The 19,743-nt window shown below is 69.8% G+C and carries 17 protein-coding genes; 11 read left to right on the top strand and 6 right to left on the bottom strand.

Translation table 11 applies throughout. The features are described from left to right. Positions 1–2: 2 nt before the first annotated feature. Positions 3–1,625: an amidohydrolase family protein gene (locus LXM50_RS09425; RefSeq protein ID WP_233311066.1), complete on the top strand. Its 1,623-nt coding sequence runs from the start codon at positions 3–5 to the stop codon at positions 1,623–1,625. After that, on the top strand, positions 1,622–2,278 hold the full coding sequence (locus LXM50_RS09420; protein ID WP_233311065.1) for a bifunctional 4-hydroxy-2-oxoglutarate aldolase/2-dehydro-3-deoxy-phosphogluconate aldolase: 657 nt from the start codon (positions 1,622–1,624) through the stop codon (positions 2,276–2,278). Before LXM50_RS09425 ends, LXM50_RS09420 begins: the two co-directional genes overlap by 4 nt. A 57-nt stretch (positions 2,279–2,335) precedes the next feature. Here the strand turns inward: LXM50_RS09420 and LXM50_RS09415 are convergent, their stop codons facing one another. After that, complete coding sequence (locus LXM50_RS09415) at positions 2,336–3,973, bottom strand: beta-N-acetylhexosaminidase (protein ID WP_233311064.1); 1,638 nt, start codon at positions 3,971–3,973, stop codon at positions 2,336–2,338. A 157-nt stretch (positions 3,974–4,130) separates the two neighbouring features. Between LXM50_RS09415 and LXM50_RS09410 the strand changes: the two genes are divergently transcribed. The 4 genes from LXM50_RS09410 (at position 4,131) to mmsB (ending at position 9,445) form a co-directional block, all read left to right on the top strand. Further along, complete coding sequence (locus LXM50_RS09410; protein ID WP_233311063.1) at positions 4,131–5,144, top strand: LacI family DNA-binding transcriptional regulator; 1,014 nt, start codon at positions 4,131–4,133, stop codon at positions 5,142–5,144. Positions 5,145–5,508: 364 nt separating this feature from the next. Further along, the gene (gene chvE, locus LXM50_RS09405) at positions 5,509–6,633 is read left to right on the top strand and encodes a multiple monosaccharide ABC transporter substrate-binding protein (RefSeq protein ID WP_233311062.1); all 1,125 of its coding nucleotides are present in this window, start codon (positions 5,509–5,511) and stop codon (positions 6,631–6,633) included. 68 nt (positions 6,634–6,701) lie between these two features. Next, complete coding sequence (mmsA, locus tag LXM50_RS09400; protein WP_233311061.1) at positions 6,702–8,243, top strand: multiple monosaccharide ABC transporter ATP-binding protein; 1,542 nt, start codon at positions 6,702–6,704, stop codon at positions 8,241–8,243. After that, entirely contained in the window at positions 8,240–9,445 is a 1,206-nt protein-coding gene (gene mmsB / locus LXM50_RS09395) for a multiple monosaccharide ABC transporter permease (protein ID WP_233311060.1), read from the top strand. The genes mmsA and mmsB overlap by 4 nt, the downstream gene beginning before the upstream one ends. A 75-nt stretch (positions 9,446–9,520) precedes the next feature. Here the strand turns inward: mmsB and LXM50_RS09390 are convergent, their stop codons facing one another. After that, the gene (locus LXM50_RS09390; protein ID WP_233311059.1) at positions 9,521–10,063 is read right to left on the bottom strand and encodes a nuclease-related domain-containing protein; all 543 of its coding nucleotides are present in this window, start codon (positions 10,061–10,063) and stop codon (positions 9,521–9,523) included. Between the two features lie 575 nt (positions 10,064–10,638). Here LXM50_RS09390 and LXM50_RS09385 point away from each other — a divergent pair. Then, on the top strand, positions 10,639–12,105 hold the full coding sequence (locus LXM50_RS09385) for an APC family permease (RefSeq protein ID WP_233311058.1): 1,467 nt from the start codon (positions 10,639–10,641) through the stop codon (positions 12,103–12,105). A gap of 114 nt (positions 12,106–12,219) precedes the next feature. On the opposite strand, the gene LXM50_RS09380 is transcribed toward LXM50_RS09385, so the two are convergent. Beyond that, a complete protein-coding gene (locus tag LXM50_RS09380) occupies positions 12,220–13,317 on the bottom strand; it encodes an ATP-binding protein (RefSeq protein WP_233311057.1) in 1,098 nt (365 codons plus the stop codon). A gap of 174 nt (positions 13,318–13,491) precedes the next feature. Between LXM50_RS09380 and LXM50_RS09375 the strand changes: the two genes are divergently transcribed. Both LXM50_RS09375 and LXM50_RS09370 read left to right on the top strand, forming a co-directional pair. Continuing rightward, positions 13,492–13,713, top strand: coding sequence for a hypothetical protein (locus tag LXM50_RS09375; protein ID WP_233311056.1), 222 nt, complete (start codon positions 13,492–13,494; stop codon positions 13,711–13,713). Positions 13,714–13,759: 46 nt separating this feature from the next. Continuing rightward, complete coding sequence (locus LXM50_RS09370; protein ID WP_233311055.1) at positions 13,760–14,827, top strand: hypothetical protein; 1,068 nt, start codon at positions 13,760–13,762, stop codon at positions 14,825–14,827. A 256-nt stretch (positions 14,828–15,083) separates the two neighbouring features. On the opposite strand, the gene LXM50_RS09365 is transcribed toward LXM50_RS09370, so the two are convergent. From LXM50_RS09365 to LXM50_RS09355, 3 genes are all read right to left on the bottom strand, one after another. Continuing rightward, positions 15,084–15,653 (bottom strand): copper resistance CopC family protein, encoded by a 570-nt coding sequence (locus LXM50_RS09365; RefSeq protein WP_233311054.1) that lies wholly within the window; start codon positions 15,651–15,653, stop codon positions 15,084–15,086. Continuing rightward, positions 15,650–16,372, bottom strand: coding sequence for a YcnI family protein (locus LXM50_RS09360; RefSeq protein ID WP_233311053.1), 723 nt, complete (start codon positions 16,370–16,372; stop codon positions 15,650–15,652). Before LXM50_RS09360 ends, LXM50_RS09365 begins: the two co-directional genes overlap by 4 nt. An 82-nt stretch (positions 16,373–16,454) precedes the next feature. Further along, the gene (locus LXM50_RS09355; protein WP_233311052.1) at positions 16,455–17,060 is read right to left on the bottom strand and encodes a hypothetical protein; all 606 of its coding nucleotides are present in this window, start codon (positions 17,058–17,060) and stop codon (positions 16,455–16,457) included. A gap of 58 nt (positions 17,061–17,118) precedes the next feature. Between LXM50_RS09355 and tyrS the strand changes: the two genes are divergently transcribed. Then, positions 17,119–18,420: a tyrosine--tRNA ligase gene (gene tyrS, locus LXM50_RS09350; protein WP_233311051.1), complete on the top strand. Its 1,302-nt coding sequence runs from the start codon at positions 17,119–17,121 to the stop codon at positions 18,418–18,420. Between the two features lie 119 nt (positions 18,421–18,539). Beyond that, positions 18,540–19,340: a DUF4184 family protein gene (locus tag LXM50_RS09345; protein ID WP_233311050.1), complete on the top strand. Its 801-nt coding sequence runs from the start codon at positions 18,540–18,542 to the stop codon at positions 19,338–19,340. Positions 19,341–19,743 lie beyond the last annotated feature (403 nt).

Genomic DNA, 19,743 nt, shown 5'->3' with positions numbered 1-19,743 from the left:
GCATGACCCCTTTTCCGCCCGCACCGACCCTGTTCCGGCATACGACCGTCGTCGACGGCACCGGTTCCGCGCGCCGTAACGCCGACGTGCTGCTGAGCGGCGGCCGCATACGCTCCATCGCCCCGGCCGGTGCCCTCACCGCAGGGGAGGGCACCGAGGTCTGGGATGCCGAAGGCCTCGTGCTCGCTCCGGGATTCATCGACATGCACGCGCACTCCGACCTCGCCGTGCTCGCGGATCCGTCGCACATCGCGAAGGTCGGCCAGGGGATCACCACCGAGGTCATCGGCCAGGACGGGATCGGCTACGCGCCCGTCGATGACGCGATCCTCGACGGCGTGCGCCGCCAGATCGCCGGCTGGAACGGGCACTCCGGGCTCGCGATCGACTGGCGCGACATGGCGGGCTACCTCGACCGGCTCACGCAGGGCACCGCCACCAACACGGCGGTGCTCGTGCCCCAGGGCAATCTGCGGCTGCTCACCGTCGGATCCGGCAGTCGTGCGGCGACCGGATCCGAGATCGCCGACATGCGCGCGATCCTCGCGGACTCGCTGTCGGCCGGTGCCGTCGGGCTCTCCAGCGGTCTCACCTACGTGCCGGGGATGTACGCCGATACGGCCGAGCTCACCGCGCTCTGCGAGGTCGTCGCGAAGGCCGGCGGCTTCTACGCCCCGCACACCCGCTCCTACGGCGCCGGAGCGATCGACGCCTACGCCGAGGTCATCGGGATCGCCCGCGAGACCGGCTGCGCACTGCACCTCGCGCACGCGACGCTCAACTTCACGTCGAACGCGGGCGCCGCGCCCCGATTCCTCGAGCTCATCGACCAGGCTCTCGCCGACGGGGTCGACATCACGATGGACAGCTACCCCTACCTGCCCGGCGCGACCACGCTCGTGGCCCTCCTGCCCAGCTGGATCGCGGCGGGCGGCCTCGACGCCCTGCGCGACCGGCTCGCGTCCGGCGCTGACAGGGACGCCCTGCTCCAGGCCCTCGACGTGGACGGCTGCGACGGATTCCACGGCGAGCGCGCCGACTGGACCCGGATCCAGGTCTCCGGCGTCGGGCATCCCGAGCTCGCGGACCTGGTCGGCCGCACCGTCGCCGAGATCGCCGAGGAGGCCGGCGAGGAGCCGGTGGACGCGGTCATCCGCGTCCTCCTCGCCGACGAGTTCGCGACCGGCGTGCTCATGCACATCGGGCACGAGGACAACGTGCAGGCGATCATGCGCCACCCCCGGCACACCGGAGGCAGCGACGGGATCCTCGTCGGCGACCGCCCGCACCCGCGCTCGTGGGGGACCTTCCCGCGCTACCTCGCGCGCTACGTGCGCGAGCTCGGGGTGCTGACGCTCGAGGAGGCGATCCGCCACCTCAGCGCGACCCCGGCGCGGCGGCTGCGCCTGCCCGACCGCGGCCTCGTGCGCGAGGGGTTCGCCGCGGATCTGGTGCTGTTCGACCCGGAGCGGATCCAGGACCGCGCCACGTTCGAGCAGCCGCGCCGGACGGCGACCGGCATCGCGGGCGTGTGGGTGAACGGCGAGCTCGCGGTCCGGGACGGCGAGCGGACGGACAGCGTGTCGGGCCAGAGCCTGCGCGCGACGAAGGAGGGGACGCGATGAGCGCCGATACCGAGAAGGACGTCACCACGACGGACGATGTGATGGCTCTGCTGCGCAGGGACGCGGCGCTCGCGCTGCCGCGCCTGGCGCGCATCCCGGATCCGCTGCCGCTGCTGGCGGCGCTCGCCGCGGGCGGGATCCATGTCGTCGAGTTCGCGTTCACCACCCCCGGTGTCACCGAGGTCATCGCCGCCGGCGGCGGCGCCCCCGGCGTGCGCGTCGGCGCGGGTACCGTCACGACCGCGGCCGAGGCGCGGGATGCCATCGCCGCCGGTGCCGCGTTCCTCGTGACCCCCGCGGTCATCGCCGAGGTGACCGAGGTCGCGCGTGCGCACGACGTGCCGGTGATCATGGGCGCGTTCACCCCGACCGAGGCGCTCACGGCCGCACGGCTCGGGGCCGCGGCGGTGAAGATCTTCCCGGCGGAGACCGTGGGCCCCGGCTTCTTCCGCCACCTCGCGGGGCCCTTCCCGCAGCTGCCCCTGGTCGCCTCCGGTGGACTGCACGAGGGCAACGCCGCCGACTACCTGCGTGCCGGCGCGATCGCCGTGACGGCCGGATCGAGCGTGGTCTCGGCGACGGACGCATCTGAGCGGAACTGGGCCGCGGTCACCGCCAAGGCGCGGGCGTTCCTCGCCGCCGCCCGCGCCTGACGCCCGCCGCCCGCGCGTGACGCGTGGTGCCCGCGCACCACGCGCGGCGCCCCGCGGCTAAGCCAGGTTCGCGGTGAGCCGGGCGATCTCCGCCGCGCGCTCGGCGCGGTCGAAGGTCTTGCCCGGCACTCCGGGGACCCGCTGCCACGGGCGGGGCCCGTCCTCCGGGCGATACTCGATACCGGCCGCATCCAGACGCGCGAGATGCGCCTCGAGCCGCTCCGGGAACGAGCCGACGACGGCCGGATCCTGACCGCTCCACAGCGCTTCCGCGAGAGCGCACAGCCGCGGGAACAGTTGATAGTCGCGGCGACGGGCCGAGTCGACGTGCTCGGCCCACAGGTTCGCCTGCCCGCCGAGGATCCTGTCTCGATACTCGGGCTCGAGTCCGGCGGGGATCGGATCGAAGGCGCGCACGTGCGCGACCGTGGTCACGAGGCCGGTCGGGATCGGCTCGTCCGGGGAGTCGGACTGCCGGTAGTCGAGGTACACGGTGTCCTCCGGGCACATGACGACGTCGGATCCGCGCCGCGCCGCGATCATCGCGCCGGCCGTTCCGCGCCAGGAGGCGACCGTCGCGCCGGCGACCCGGCCGCCCTCGAGGATCTCGTCCCAGCCGTACAGGCGCCGGCCTCGCGAACGGACGTGCTCGTCGATGCGGGCGATGAACCAGCTCTGCAGCTCGTCCTCCGTGGCGAGCCCGCGTTCGCGCATGAGCTCCTGGGTGCGCGCATCGGCGCGCCATTCGTCCTTGCGGCACTCGTCCCCGCCGATGCCGATCACCTCGGACGGGAAGATCTCCATGATCTCGTCGAGCACGTCGCAGAAGAACGCGACGGTCGACTCCTCGACGTTCAGCGCGTGCGGGTTGATCCCCCATCCGGTCCAGGGGGCGAGCGGCTCCGCGACGAGGCCGAGCTGCGGGTACGCGGCGATCGCCGCCTGCACGTGGCCGGGCAGCTCGATCTCGGGCACCACGGCGATCCCGCGCGCCGCCGCGTAGGCGACGATCTCGCGCAGGTCGTCCTGCGTGTAGAAGCCGCCGTGCGGCATGCCGTCCTGCGTGGATCCGGGGCCGGATCCGCGCTGCGACGACGGGCGCCATCCGCCGACCTCCGTGAGCAGGGGATACCTGCGGATCTCCGCGCGCCACCCCTGGTCATCGGTGAGGTGCAGGTGAAGGACGTTGAGCCGGTGCATCGCGAGCTGGTCGATGACGCGGAGCACCTCGGCAGTCGGCGCGAAGTGCCGTGCGACGTCGAGCATGAGCCCTCGCCAGCGGTATCGCGGGGCGTCCTCGATGCGCACCGCGGGCACGGTGACCGGCGCGCCGGGGACGATGGGCGCGCGGCGGTGTACGCGCGGGGGCAGCAGCTGCAGGAGCGACTGCGTCGCGTGATGGGCGCCCCGGACACCGCCCGCGGCGATCCTGATCCCGCTCTCCTCCACGGCCAGCGTGTAGGCCTCCTCCGCGAGGAGCGGATCGAGGACCAGCTCGATGCTCGGGGAGCCCTGATCGTCGTCCGTGGGGGCGTCCAGGCCGAGGGGCAGACCGAGCCCTGCGCGCAGCGCCTCCTGAAGCCGCTCCGCAGCCGCGCGCAGCGGCTCCGCGACGCGGATCCGGACGGTCTCGGCCATCAGGAACGCGCCGGATCCGACCTCGACGAGGGACGGCTGGGGAAGAAGGTTCGGCATGAGGGCTTCTCCATTCGATTGCGCAAGACGCAACGGTGTTTGCGTGATGTGGAACCAGCCTATTCCCGATGCTCTGCCGACGGGGAAGCGGGCGACGGAGCCGGCGCCTCTCGCGCCTCGCGCATAATGAGTCTGACCGATCTGAACGGAGGTGCGCGTGGCTGTGGAGAGCGACCCGCCTCGCGCCCTGAACATCCGCGACGTGGCGCGCGAAGCCGGCGTCTCGTACCAGACCGTGTCGCGGGTGCTGAACGGCAGCGACCGGATCCGCGAGACGACGCGCCAGCATGTGCAGTCGGTGATCGACCGACTCGGCTACCGGCCGAACCCCGTCGCGAGGGCGCTGTCGACGAACCGCTCCCGCACGATCGGCGTGCTCACGGCGCACAGCGCGCTGTACGGGCCGGCCACGGCGATCACCGCGATCGAGTTCGCGGCGCGCGACGCCGGCTACCGGCTCTCCATCGCGAATCTGCGTTCCAGCGAGCCGGGGGTGGTGCGCGCCAGCATCGACGATCTGCTCAGCCATGCCGTCGAGGCGATCATCGTCATCGCCCCGCAGCAGGAGGTGCTGAGCGAGGTCGGCGAGATGAGTGTGGACGTGCCGATCATGGCCCTCGGCCCGAGCGGAGAGCGCCACTCGATGGCGATGGACCAGATCGCCGGCGCCAGGGCCGCCGTCGCGCATCTCGCGGACCTCGGCCACGAGTACATCGTCCACCTCGCCGGACCGCAGAACTGGACGGAGGCGGAGGCGCGCATGGCGGGCTATCTGCGCGAGCTCGACGACCGCGATCTGCGCGTGCGCGCCCCGCTGCTGGGGGATTGGACCGCGCAGTTCGGCTACGAGGCGGGCCTGAGCCTGCTGCGCATGCCGGACTTCACCGCGGTCTTCGCCGGGAACGACTCGATGGCGCTCGGCTTCCTGCACGCCTGCCGTGAGCGCGGCGTCAGGGTGCCGGAGGACGTCAGCGTCGTCGGGTTCGACGACATCCCCGAGGCGGCGCACTTCTTCCCTCCGCTGACCACGGTGCGACAGGACTTCGGCGAACTCGGCAGGCGGACGATCCGGATGCTTCTGGCGCAGCTGGGTGGCGACGACCTGGTGCAGGAACCCCTGGTCCCGGGGCTGATCGTGCGGGCGTCCACGGCGGCTCCTCGCCCCTTCTGAGGGCGATCGAGGGTCGGGCCGCACTCCTCGGGATCACGCGGCGAGCCGCTCGACTTCGATCAAGTGCTTGACAAATGTGACCGGTTCGCCAGAAGATCACTCGTGCGGGTGTGATCGGTCACAGCCGCGGCGACGACGGGGTCGGATTCCGAACCTCCTCGCCGTCCCGAGCGCATGAGGTCGGCGGCCACCGGCCCCGTGCGAACAGCACCACGAACCGACGCCCGCAGTGATGCGGTCGTCAGCCCGACCCACGCCCTCGCCCTCGAGGCGCCGGTCCCGACCCTGGCGGTCCGATCGCTCCATCGGCGCGCTCTCCGCTGTCCTGAGCGTGCCACGGCGGCCGCTCGACGAAAGGAATCACATGAAGTTCAAGAGACTGGTCGTCGGCATCGCAGCCGCCGCGACCCTCGCCCTCAGCCTGACCGCGTGCGCGGGAACCCGCGGCGGCGGATCCTCGACCGAGGAGCCTGGCGCCAACAAGGGCGCGCTCGTCGGCGTCGCGATGCCGACGAAGACGTCGACCCGATGGATCCACGACGGCGACGCCGTCAAGGCCGGCCTGGAGAAGCTCGGCTACAAGGTCGACCTCGAGTACGCGGACGACGACATCCCCACTCAGGTGCAGCAGATCTCGAACATGCTCACCAAGGGTGCGAAGGTGCTCATCATCGCGTCGGTCGACGGTACCGCGCTCTCCAGCCAGCTCGACCAGGCCGCGTCCAAGGGCGTGAAGGTCATCGCCTACGACCGCCTCATCAACGGCAACAAGAACGTCGACTTCTACACGACGTTCGACAACTACAAGGTCGGCGTGCAGCAGGCCACCAGCCTCCTCGAAGGCCTCGGCGTGCTCGACAAGAGCGGCAAGGACACCGGCGCCGCCGGACCGTTCAACATCGAGCTGTTCGCCGGAAGCCCCGACGACAACAACGCGACCTTCTTCTTCAACGGCGCGATGGACACGCTCAAGCCCTACCTCGACAAGGGCGTCGTCAAGGTCGGCAGCGGGCAGACCGGTTTCACGCAGGTCGCCACGCAGGGCTGGCAGGCGGATGTCGCGAAGAAGCGCATGCAGGACCTCATCGCCTCGACCTACTCGAACGGGCAGACCGTGAACGGCGTGCTCTCGCCTTACGACGGCCTCTCCATCGGCATCATCTCGGCCCTCACCGGCGCCGGTTACGCGACCGACAAGCTCCCGATCATCACCGGGCAGGATGCGGAGATCCCGTCGGTGAAGTCGATCATCGCGGGGCAGCAGTACTCGACGATCTACAAGGACACCCGCAAGCTCGCCGGCGAGGCCGTGAAGATGGCCGACGACGTGTTGAACGGCAAGACCCCCGAGGTCAACGACACGAAGTCCTACGACAACAAGACCAAGGTCGTGCCGACGTTCCTGTTCGAGCCGATCGTGGTGACGAAGGACAACTACAAGGAAGCCGTCATCGACACCGGGTACTACACCGAGGACCAGCTCAAGTAAGGCACTCCCTCGGCAGGGTGGCTGCGGACGCTCCCGCAGCCACCCTCCTCTGACGAAAGGAGAGCGAGATGAGCGACAACATCCTCGAGATGCGCGGGATCACGAAGACGTTCCCGGGCGTGAAGGCTCTGCAGGACGTGTCGATCACTGTGCAGCGCGGCCATGTGCATGCGATCTGCGGCGAGAACGGCGCCGGCAAGTCCACCCTGATGAAGGTCCTCTCGGGCGTCTATCCGCACGGATCCTATGACGGTGAGATCCTCCTGGACGGCGAGCCGGTCGCGTTCAAGAGCATCAACGAGTCCGAGCACGCCGGCGTCGTGATCATCCACCAGGAGCTGGCGCTGAGCCCGTACCTGTCGATCGCGGAGAACATCTTCCTCGGCAACGAGCGCCAGGCCGGCGGCTGGATCGACTGGAACACGACGAACCAGGAGGCGGCGAAGCTGCTGGCGAGCGTGGGCCTGAAGGAGAACCCGGCGACGAAGATCGCCGACATCGGCGTCGGCAAGCAGCAGCTCGTCGAGATCGCGAAGGCGCTCTCGAAGAGCGTGCGACTGCTGATCCTCGACGAGCCCACCGCCGCGCTCAACGACGACGACTCGGCGCACATGCTCGAGCTCATCACGCACCTGCGCGACGAGGGCATCACCTCGATCATCATCAGTCACAAGCTCAACGAGATCCGGGCGATCGCCGACGAGGTCACCGTCATCCGCGACGGGCGCAACATCGAGACCCTCGAGATGCGCACCGACGACGTCAGCGAGGATCGGATCATCCGCGGCATGGTCGGCCGGGATCTCGCGAGCCGCTTCCCCGATCGCATCCCGAAGATCGGCGACGAGTTGCTGCGGATCGAGGACTGGACGGTGCATCACCCCCTTGATCACGAGCGCAAGGTCGTCGACGGTGCGAACCTGTTCGTGCGCGAGGGCGAGATCGTCGGCATCGCCGGGATCATGGGCGCCGGCCGCACCGAGCTCGCGATGAGCGTGTTCGGCCGCAGCTACGGCGTGAACATCTCCGGCCGGGTCTACAAGCGCGGATCCGAGATCTCCACCAGGACGGTGTCGGACGCGATCGGCCACGGACTCGCGTACGCGACCGAGGACCGGAAGCGGTTCGGGCTGAACCTCATCGACGACGTCGAGCGGAACATCACGATCGCCGCCCTCGACCGGATCGCGAAGATCGGCTGGGTGAACGAGAGCCGCGAGCGGATCGTCGCGGAGTCGTACCGCAAGAGCATGAACATCAAGACCAGCTCCGTCGAGGCGGTGGTCGGCAAGCTCTCCGGCGGGAACCAGCAGAAGGTCGTGCTCTCCAAATGGATGAACACGTCGCCCGAGGTGCTGATCCTCGACGAGCCCACCCGGGGCATCGACGTCGGAGCGAAGTACGAGATCTACGGCATCATCAACAAGCTCGCGAGCGAGGGCAAGGGCGTCATCGTCATCTCCAGCGAGCTGCCCGAGCTGATCGGTCTGTGCGACCGCATCTACACCCTCTCCGAGGGGCGTATCACCGCGGACGTGCCGCGGGCGGAGGCCACGGCGGAGAACCTCATGCGATTCATGACCCAGGAGAAGGAGGTGGGCTCCGCATGAGCGGCTCATCCAACACCGGCCAGACGAGCTCGCTGCGCAGCGCGTTCGAGTTCCTCACCGGCCAACTGCGGCAGATCGGCCTTTTCATCGCGCTGATCGTGATCGTGCTGTTCTTCCAGATCACCACGGGCGGCATCACGCTCGCGCCGATCAACGTGTCGAACCTGATCATCCAGAACAGCTACATCCTGATCCTCGCGATCGGGATGGTGATGGTGATCATCGCCGGGCACATCGACCTGTCGGTGGGATCCGTCGTCGCCTTCATCGGCGCCGCCGCCGGTGTGCTGATCACCAAGATGGGCGTGCCGTGGCCGGTCGCCGTCGTGCTGTGCCTGGTGCTGGGTGCGCTGATCGGCGCCTGGCAGGGCTTCTGGATCGCGTACTTCAAGATCCCGGCGTTCATCGTGACGCTGGCCGGCATGCTCACGTTCCGCGGCCTCACCGAGATCACCCTGCAGAACACCGCGATCTCGCCGTTCCCGGACGGCTTCCGCGCGATCGGGGCCGGCTTCCTGCCCGACCTCGGCGGCGGCCAGACCGTCGTCGAGCCGCTCACGATCATCCTCGCGGTGCTCGTCGTGCTCGGGATGATCGGCTTCGGGATCCGCGGCCGCATGACGCGGCGCAAGTTCGCGGTCGAGGACGAGCCGCTGTGGTGGTTCATCGCCAAGCTCGCCTTCACCAGCCTGCTGATCGCGCTCGTCGCCTATCTGCTCGCGAGCTACAACGGCACCCCGATCGCCCTGGTGATCCTCGGTGTGCTGACCGTGGTCTACTCCGCGATCATGGCCCGCAGCGTCTGGGGGCGGCACATCTACGCGATCGGCGGCAACCCGCTCGCCGCCAGCCTGTCGGGCGTGAAGACGCCGCGGGTCACGTTCACCCTGTTCATCAACATGGGCGTGCTGTCGGCGCTCGCCGGGCTCGTGTTCACCTCCCAGCTGAACCTCGCCAGCCCCCGGAACGGAGACGGGTTCGAGCTCGACGCGATCGCGGCCGTCTTCATCGGCGGGGCGGCGGTCACCGGCGGCATCGGCAAGATCACGGGTGCGATCATCGGCGGTCTGATCATCGGCATCCTGAACAACGGCATGTCGATCCTCGGCGTCGGCACGGAGTACCAGGCGCTGATCAAGGGCCTCGTGCTGCTCGCCGCCGTCGCGTTCGACGTGTTCAACAAGCGCCGCTCGGGGCGCTGACACGGATCCGTCTCCGGGCTCCGGCCGCCCTCGCGCGGCCGGAGCCCGCCGCGCTCGACGTCGCCCCGGGCGCGGTCACGCCGGTGGGAAAGCGGCCGCGAGCCGAGCCATCACGGCGCCGACATCGACCTCGCGATCCGCGGTCTCGGCGATGTGCTTCACCAGCCGCACGGGCCACGTGACGAGGACCTCGGATACCGAGAACGGACTGCCGAACAGGCCCCAGTCCGCCTCGAGGAAGCACAGCACCCCGGCGACCGGTACGCCGGTGTCGAGCGCGTCCGCCACCAGAGCCACCTGCTTTCGCACACCGTCGACCAGCTTCGTGCCGTCACGTCCGCCGATCCGCAGCGTGTGCACCCGCGGCCCGAAGACCCCGCCGATGCCCTCCCGCGAAGGGCGACTTCCCTTGTACCGCTTCGCATCGATCACCCAGACGCCACCGGGGGAGACGACGATGTGGTCGATGTTGGCCCGCGAGCGCGGGATCCGACGGTCATGGAGCGCGTGCGCGGACGGCGGAAGATCCTCCAGGCGCTTCGCGAGGAGTTCCTCTCCGACCGCGCCGCGCGCCCAGGCCCGAGTGCTCTGCGGATCCTCGGAGAGGGCGAGGATCATGCCGCCGAGCCTCGGGTGCGCAGCGCGGATGCGCTCCTCTCGCCGTCGGTGGCGCCGCTCGTACTCCCGGCGCGCGGAGGCTCCCGCCGTACCGGGCTCGAGTGCCGCGGAGGGTGCGGAGGGCGCGGAAGGCGCGGAAGGCAGGCCTGCATCGGCCGTGCAGTCGAGGCATCGCACCGTCCTCCGGTCGCGCTCGTACACCGCCTCCACCGAAGCGGGCAGTGCCCGCCCGCACAGACGGCAGGTGCCTGCGTAACGCAGACGCATGCGCGTGTCCTGCGGCCCCGGATCCGCTGTCATGGCGCCGACGGTATCAGTGCGGGCGCCCCCGAGGAACCCGTCCGAGACGCTGTCGCCCAGGCCTGCGCATCTCGAACCCGCAGCCCGATTTCCGCAACGAATACCTATGCATCAGCCGATAGATCGCGCGCGAATCCGCGTCATTCCGCACCTTTTCCCTCCGCTTCGGAAACCGTCGTGGAACGGATCGGAACGAGGCTCTATGCGCGAGGGGATCCGCGGTGCTAGCGTCCCTCTGTCATCCCCCATACCCGACGATGAGACAGGGGAACAGAGTGACCCGCAATCCACTCGAGACGGACACGTCTCTGCAGCGCGCGATCGACTATCAGGAGCACTCGCTGCAGACCGGCGGCGTGACCAAGGCCGGATCCACGCTGATGGCCGTGGCGGGCAGTGCGCCTGCCTACTCCATCGCGGCCAGCACGGCGCTGCTGATCGGCGCCGCAGGCGTCGGCGCGCCCGCCGCACTGCTGTGGTGCGGCATCCCGATGCTCGGCATCGCGTTCGCGTTCAGTTATCTCGCCCGTGTCGACAGTCACGCCGGCGCGTCGTTCTCGTGGGTCGCCCGCGGGCTCACGCCCTACCTGGGCTTCTTCGCCGGGTGGGCGGTCGTGATCTCGGCGACGATCTTCATGGTGGCCGGTGCTCTGCCGGCCGGCGCGATGACGGTGTCGCTGTTCGCGCCGGATCAGGCCAACAACACCCTGCTGGTGACGCTGGTCGGCGCCGTCTGGTTCCTGGTCATGGCCGCGGCGGTGATCTTCGGCGTGCATACGACGGAGCGCGCGCAATGGATCATGTCGATCATCGAGGTGGGGATCCTGGTGGTGTTCGCGGCCATCGCGATCCCGCGCGCGATCACCACGTACCACCACGGGCAGACCTTCTCCTGGGACTGGTTCGGCTTCGGGCACCTGACCGGTGCCGGAGTGTTCGTCGCGGCGGCTCTCATCGCGGCGTTCTACTACTGGGGCTGGGATGTCACGGCCAACCTCGGCGAGGAGACGAAGGACGCGCACAAGACCACCGGTGCGGCCGGCATCCTCGGCATCGTCATCGTGTTCATCCTGTTCGAGATCTACACCACCACCACCCTGGTGATGCTGCCCGGCAAGACCATCGAGGACAACGCGGCGAACGTGCTGGGCGTCCTCGGTGACGCGATCATGCCCGGTATCGGCGGAAAGATCATGATCGTCGCCGTGGCGCTTTCCACGATCGCGACCCTGGAGACCACGCTCGTGCAGGTGAGCCGCACGCTGTTCGCGATGGGGCGCGACCGCACGATCCCGTTCGCGTTCGGACGCATCAACCGCAAGTGGAAGACGCCGGTGTTCGCGACGCTCGTCGTCGTGGGTGTCTCGCTGCTGCTCTTCGTGCTCGCGAACGTCTTCGGCGACAGCGTCGGCCAGATCCTGGGCTGGGCGATCTCGTCGATCGGCCTGCAGATCGCGTTCTACTACTCGCTGGCGGGTTTCGCCGTGGTGATCGGCTTCCGCAAGGTGCTTTTCCGATCAGTGAAGAACTTCCTGTTGATCGGCCTGTGGCCGGCGGTCGGCGCGATCTTCATGCTGTACATCTTCTTCGCCGCGATCCCGAACAACGAGCCCGTCGTGAACTACCTGGGCCTCGGTCTGATCGTGATCGGCATCGTACCGATGCTGCTGTTCTACCGCAGGGCGAAGGACGCCTACTTCTCGCGGCGCCCGCTCGAGGTTCCGGAGGACTTCGACGCGTAGCGGGTCCTCACGAAGGGCGGGGCGGGCGTTCGCGCTCGCCCCGCCCTTCGTGGTGTTGCTTCTCCGCGTGTCTCCGCGTCCGGTCCTGCGCCGGCCTGCACGGGCCGGCACGCGTCACCGACCGGTCTGCGCGCGCAGATACTCCCGAAGTCCCGGGATCGCGAACGCGACGCGGCCGTAGCCGACGGATTCGATGAGACCGGCGTCGATGAGACGCGCGCGGTACTTGCCGACGAGGCTGGGAGTGGCCGCCATCCGGCGGCCGATGTCGCCGACATCCGAGATCGCATCGTCGACGGTCATGGCGAGAAGGAAATCCATGTCCCGGGCGGAGACGGTGGAGAGCGCGGCGCCGATCACCGTCTGTTCGTTGCGACGGCGAGCGGCGGCGACGGCCTCTCGCACGGCGTCCGCATCGATCGGCGCCTCTCGCGACTCCGCCTCCTGCCACAGGCTGTAGCCCACGAGCTGGATGAGGAACGGGTAGCCGCCGGTGCCCTCGGCGGCGGTCCGCGCCAGCTCCGGGGTGATCGGATGGCCGCCCTGGGCGAAGAGGTCCGCAAAGGACTGGGCGGTCTCCTCGATCGAGGCCGAATGCAGATCGATCCGATCTGCGCGGCGCAGGAACGTCGCGACGCCCTCGTTGAGGAGGTCGGAGACCGCGGCCGGGAGACCCGCGAAGATCAGGGCGATGGGAAGTCCGTCGCGGATGAAGTGCTGGATGCTCGCGGCGAGTGTCGCGATCTCGGTCCGCTCGGCGGCATGGATCTCATCGACCGTGATGAGCAGGCCGGTGCGCTGCTGCGCGAGCAGCGTCAGCAGCCGTTGCCCGAGTTCCCTCCAGCCGATCTGCTGCTGCGGAGCCAGCTGCGTCGTCACTCCAAAGCCGGCGACGGTGACACCGGTGATCCGCCGGCCGGTCGGTCCATCGCCCAACTCGGCCTCGGCAGTGCGCATGGTCTCACCGATGCGCGCCATGAATCCCGGTGTGGCCGTCTCCGAGATCACCACCCACCCGCGAGTTCGCGCGAGATCCTCTGCGGCGCCGAGCATCACTGTCTTGCCGACACCGCGGGCACCGGTGAAGATGGTCAGCAACCCCGGCGCGCCCGATCCCACGCGCAGGCCGTACTCGAATTCCTTGAGGAGACCTTCGCGGCTGACGATGATCGGCGGGGTGGCACCTGCGGTGGGACGGAACGGGTTCTGCATCTCGACACCTCGGTAGATCTCGGTTAATCCAGTTAATTTGGTTAATCTTCGCCGCCTTCCCGGGAGTTCGCAAGCCTTCCGCGGTTGCCGAGCGCGGTCGGCACCGCGATCCTTGTCCTGAGGGCGCATTCGCAGCCTCCATCGAACTGTACGAACGCTCGCTCAGGAGGAGCCATGACCGAGAAGCCCCGGTTCACACTGGACAGCACGCTCGGCGAGATCCTCGACGACCCCCAGGCGCGGGCCGTGCTGGATGAGATCGTGCCCGGCGTCTCGACGCATTCGCTGGTGTTCCTCGCCCGCGGGATCACCTTGGTCGATGGTGCGGCGCGTCTCGGCTCGATCGAGCCGGAGCGTCTCGCCGAGCTCGACGCGCGGTTGCGCGCCCTGGAGTGAGAGCCCGGGAGGCGGCCGAGACCGCGCGCTCCCTAGACTGACCGGGATGTCCGATCACCACGTCCAGCGCTCGACGCACCACACGGTGCACGCCGTGGCGCCGGCGGATCCCGAGCCGGTACGGCCCGAACCGGGCTCGAGCTGGGGACGGATCCCTCGCATGCCGCTGCTCTGGGCGCTGGTCTGCGGGGCGCTGGCACTGCCGGGCTACCTCGCCGGCGACCCGGGCTTCCTGCCGTTCCTGTTCACGCTGATCGGCGGCTGGCTCTGCGGTCTCTCCTTCGTGAATGCGACTCTGCGGATGCCGGCCCGGCGAGGTCTGATCATGCACATCGCGGGCGCCGTGGGCGCGGGGTTGCTGCTGTGGCTCCTGGCCGAGGCCGTCCCCTCGCTGCTGGCGCCCAAGCCGAACCCTGCGCGCGCGTTCCTCGCCGTGCTGCAGATGGCCGCCGTGCCGGCCGCCGGCTGGGTATGGCTCGCGCTGATCAGCCGGACCACGGCGATGATCGGCGCCAGGGACGCGGCGAAAGCGCGCCCCGCTCCGCAGTGGGAGCCCACCGCCCGCGGATCGCTCGTGCGCTTCCGCGCCGTGCTTCTGTCCACACGGGCGCTCGTGTGGTGGTGCTCCCTCGCCGCCGCCATCGCGATCGCCGTACTCGCCGTCGTGCTGATCGCGACCGAGGGCAGGGTGCCGTACGTCGGGCCGAAGCTGTTCCTCCTTCTGTACGTGGCGATCCCCGGGCTCCCCGCCTACCTGTTCACGTCATGGCTCCTGCGCCGTCGCGCGGTGGACTGCGCCGCCCGCTTCGACGCGGATCGTCTGCGCATCGAGGTCGACGGATCCGAGGACGGGATCCGGTACCGCGAGCTCGACCGGCTGGTCTGGCGCACGGAAGGGGACTTCGCCCGGATCGAGGCCCGTGGTTCCGGCGTCGACCTGACGCTCATCGCCGGGATCGCCCGCAGACCCGGCGGGACGTCCGCCGTGCTGCCCGGCCTGTCGCGCCGCGCCGTACGACTCATGGAGGAGGCTGGCCTCACGTCGCGCACGTTGCGCGGAGGGCGGGCGCTGATCTTCGAGCGCGCGCCGGGTACGGCGACGCAGGGGCGCTGACCGTCGCCCCCGATGGTCGGCCCGGCTTCCACGGGGTCGTCGAGCGAGGACGCCCTGAGGCCGAGGTCCTCCCGTCGTCGAGGTCCTCCGCTCGGGGTCGTTGAGCGAGGACGCCGAAGGCGACCGAGACGAAACGCGGTGCCCTCTCGACGTGACGCATCGCACCTCGCCTCGCTTCGGCCGCTGACCGGGCGGAAAGACGAAACGCGGCGCCCTTTGGGGGACGCCGCGCTCCGTTTCGGTCTCTGCGACCGGCTCAGCTCTTGCGGCCGCGGGCCAGAGCCCAGGCGCCGACACCGACGCCGACCAGCACGACCGCGCCGATGCCGAGCCCGATCCACAGACCCGTGTCGGTTGTCGCCCCGGCTGCGGGAGCCTCGGTCGTCGACGCGGCGGGACCGCAGACCGGCGTGACGGATCCCGCCGCCGCGGGCGAGGCCGTGCCGTCCGGCGCGTACGCGAACGTGTAGCTGCCCGAGATCGGATGGCCGTCGGAGGACACCACCCGCCACAGCACCTCGTAGGTGCCGGCGGCGCCGAGCGCGACGGGCGACGACACCACGGGGCCGTTGAGGTCCGGGCACGCCGTCTCGTAGTACTTCTTGTCGGGCCCGATCACCTGGATGATCGTGGCCCCCTCGGTGCCGAGCGGATCCGCGCTGAAGGTGAGGGCGACGGACGACAGGCTCTTCACGGTCGCCCCCTGGGCCGGATCCGTGTTCTCGAGCGTGTCATGCGCACTCGCCGCCGTGGCGCCGGCGGTCGCGAGGGCCAGGCCCACGCCGATCGAGGCCGCGAGCGCGGTGAGCCGGTGCCGCAGACTCACGCGTCGGCCTTCTTCCGTCGGCCCACGGCGAAGCCGCCGAGCAGCGCGCCGCCCGCGGCGACCACGAGCGCGGCGATGCTGAGGCCGAGGGCGAGACCGCCCTGGCCGTCGGCAGGCGTCTCGGCCGATGCCGCCGGCGCGGTCGTCGCGGTCGCGCCGCCGTGGTGGTCGGCCGGGGGCGCGTCGTTGACCCACACCACGGGGGCGGGCTCGAGGGTGTCGTCCTTCTTGACCTGTTCCGGTGTGGCCGACCACTCCACGACCTTGCCGTCGGAATAGGTCTGGGTCGCGGGGATCACGATGTGGCCGGTGTCGGGCACAGGACCGAGCGACAGTGTGAACGTCTGGAACTGCCCGGGCGCGATCCCGCCGGCGTCGGCCGTGAACGTGACCTCGGTGGTGGCCTCGCTGATGGTGTTGCCCTCGACCTTGACCGGCTTGGGCAGCGTGGTCTTGGCTGCGGCGCCGGTCCACCCTGCGGTGGGCTGGTAGCTGACGCTCGTAAACGGGGTTTCGGCGGGCAGGTGGATCTGGAGCTTGACCGTGCTGGCCGTCGCGGACTCGTTCGGAACCCGGAACGTGACGTAGGTCCAGGATCCGGCCTCGGCCTGGTTCGGGGTGGCGGTCACATGCGCCGAGGCGGCAAGCGGGGCGGCCAGGGCGAGTGCAGCGCCGGCGGCGAGGCCGACGAGGACGCGGGAAGCAGTGGTGTTTCGCATGGATTCGTTCTTTCTGGGGTCGTGTGAGTGCACCCCGGGCGCACCAGGAGAGCGGCCCGGGCAGAGGTGCGATGAAGGGAGGTCAGGCCGCGAGCGGCGGACCCCTCCTCGACACGACGGTCAGGACGAATCCAGAGCGGAGCGCACGCGTGACGGAGCGCGGTGCGATCCGGACGCGGTGCGCCGGGGCGGGCGGTGCGGTGAGCAGCCGCGCGACGAGGTTCCAGCCGGTGAGCTCGAGCAGCGCCCGCAGCGCCTGCTCTCCACGGCCCAGCGCCAGCACGGTCAGCACGGCGGCGATCGCGTGCGCGACCCACATCGCGGGCTGCAGGTGCAGGGCGTGTCCGGCGTCGACGGCCGTGGCGCCCAGGGCATCGGCCATCTCGGAGCCGTGCAGATGGCCGACGGATCCGGCCGCGATCGACCCCGAGCCGGATCCGACGCCGATCAGCAGCAGCCCGTGGAACGCGATCTGACTCACCCCGACGGCGACGGACAGGCGGATCCAGCTCAGGGCGCGCCCGGCCAGCGCGATGCAGACGGGAGCCGCGAACAGCAGCGCGAGCACGATCCCGATCATCGGCGCGGGCATGCCGTCGGCCGTGGAGTGGGAGACGGAAGCCACGAACGTCGCGACCAGGGCGGCGATGAGGCCCCGGACCGTGCGACCCGCGCGCGTTCCCAACACCCCTCCACCCTAATGGGGCGCGGAAGGCGCCCTCGATCCGCGCTGATACCCTGATCCGGTGTCGAACCCATCCCTGACGACCGCGGCACCGGCCATCGACCCCACGTTCGAGAACGTGTGGGATGAGCTGGTCTGGCGCGGCCTCGTCCACGTGTCCACGGATCCCGAGGCGCTGCGCGCCCTCCTCGCAGGACCCGCGATCACGTATTACTGCGGCTTCGACCCGACCGCGCCGAGTCTGCACCTCGGGAACCTCGTGCAGCTGCTCACCATGCGCCGGCTGCAGCTGGCCGGCCACAAGCCGCTCGGGCTCGTCGGCGGATCCACCGGCCTCGTCGGCGACCCGCGCCCCACGGCCGAGCGCACGCTCAACACCCGGGAGACCGTCGAGGAGTGGGTGGGCCGTCTGCGCGCGCAGGTCGAGCGCTTCCTCAGCTTCGAGGGCGACAGCGCAGCCCGCATCGTGAACAACCTGGACTGGACCGCGCCGTTGAGCGCGATCGACTTCCTGCGCGAGATCGGCAAGCACTACCGCGTCGGCACCATGCTGAAGAAGGACGCGGTCGCCGCGCGCCTGAACTCGGACGCCGGCATCAGCTACACGGAGTTCAGCTACCAGATCCTGCAGGGCCTGGACTACCTCGAGCTGCACCGCCAGTACAACTGCGTGCTGCAGACGGGCGGATCCGACCAGTGGGGCAACCTCACCAGCGGCACGGATCTCATCCACCGCGTCGAAGGCGCTTCGGTGCACGCGATCGGCACCCCGCTGATCACGAACAGCGACGGCACCAAGTTCGGCAAGAGCGAGGGCAATGCGATCTGGCTCGACGCCGAGATGTGCAGCCCTTACCGGATGTACCAGTTCTGGCTCAGCACCGCGGACGCGGACGTGATCGACCGGCTCAAGGTCTTCACGTTCCTCTCCCGGGCGGAGATCGAGGAGTACGCGGCGCTGGTGGAGGCGGAGCCGTTCCGCCGCGCCGCGCAGAAGCGCCTCGCCCTCGAAGTCGTCGCCACCGTGCACGGCATCGATGCGACCGCTGCGGTCATCGCCGCGTCGGAGGCACTGTTCGGACAGGGAGACCTGTCCGCGCTCGACGCGGCGACGCTGCGCACGGCGCTCGAGGAGCTCCCCAACGCACGGGTGGCCGCCGGATCATCCGTCGTCGACGCGCTCGTCGCGACCGGACTGGTCTCCAGCGCCTCCGAGGCGCGGCGCGCCATCGCGCAGGGCGGCGTCTCCATCGACGGTGAGCGGGTGGAGTCCGACGACGCGACCGTTCCGCTCGGGCTGCCCGGCGCAGTCTCGGTGCTGCGCCGCGGCAAGAAGACGCTCGCGGGTCTGCTCCCGGCCTGACCATCGACCCTCTCGAAGCCCCTCGCACCCCCGCGGTGCGAGGGGCTTCGTCGTGAGGGCGGATCCGCTCCTCCCACCAGCACCATCGGTCTCGATCCCTCGCCCGATAGCGTGGCGGCATGCCGTTCACGCCGAGTCACGCGATCGTGGCGCTGCCGTTCGTCCGCACGCCGCTCGTCCCCGCGGCGATCGCGATCGGCGCGATGGCGCCGGACCTGCCGCTGTTCACCCGCGGACTGGTCGTCGACTACGCGGTGACGCACGACCTGCGCTGGCTGCCGGTCACCGTGCTGCTGTCGCTGGTGCTGCTCCTCGTGTGGCGACTGGTGCTGCGGCCGGCCTGCCGTCTGCTCGCGCCGCGGTTCCTCGGAGCACGCCTCCCGGGGGAGTGGGACAGGGGAGCCCGCGCCGCGCTCGGCGAGACCTTCGGATCCTTCGCACGGGTGACCCTGCTGGTGCTCGCGCTCGCGCTGGGCGTGGTGACGCACATCCTCTGGGACGCGTTCACGCATGAGGGGAGGGCAGGCGTCGGACTGCTTCCGGTGCTCGACGAGCAGTGGGGCCCGCTCCTCGGGTACAAGTGGCTGCAGTACGGATCCGGCGTCGGGGGTGTGATCGTGCTCGCGATCGCCGGAGCGCTCTGGCTGCGAGGCCGCACGCCGGGACCGGTGGATCCGGCACCATTCGCCATCCGGCTGGGCTGGTGGATGTCGCTCCCCGCCATGCTGGTCGTCGCCGTCGTCCTCGGACTCGCGGTGTACGGGCCTCTCACGGAGGAGTTCACCGTGCAGCATCTCGCCTACCGCACCCTTCCGCTCGCCTGCGGAATCTGGGGCGCGCTCACTCTCGCGCTCATCCTGCTGATGAGGCTGGTGCGCGCACGGGACACGGAGGCTGTCGACGGCGTGGAATCCCGGTGAACAGGCGGGGAACGGCGCGCGACACGCCCGAGAAGGCGCCTCGATTTGCCGGAACCCCGGGATCCGCGTAACTTATTACTTGTTCGCCCCAAGCGGTAGAGCGAAGGGCCGGAAGGCCTGACTCCCCAAGCGACGAACACCACCCACCTTCTTCTTCGGAAGTCGGTTCCTCTTCGCAGGTTCTCCCTGCGGCGGGGCTCGAGCGCGTGCGTTCGGGAGGGTGACCGTCCGCCAGGATCGTCGATTTGACAAGCTGGCCGGGAGGGCTAAGCTAGAGAAGTTGCCTCGGAAACGAGATAACGGATCCGGTTCTGAACCTCACGGCGTGTCGATTTGACAGCCTGAGCGACACGGATAAGATAGAGAAGTTGCCCTGAAGGGAAGGCCGAGAGGCCGGAACGCA

This window comes from Microbacterium sp. Au-Mic1, from assembly GCF_021341785.1.
Taxonomy (GTDB): Bacteria; Actinomycetota; Actinomycetes; order Actinomycetales; family Microbacteriaceae; genus Microbacterium.
The sequence above is the reverse complement of the archived record's forward strand: the minus strand, read 5'-3'. Positions and strand labels throughout refer to the sequence as shown.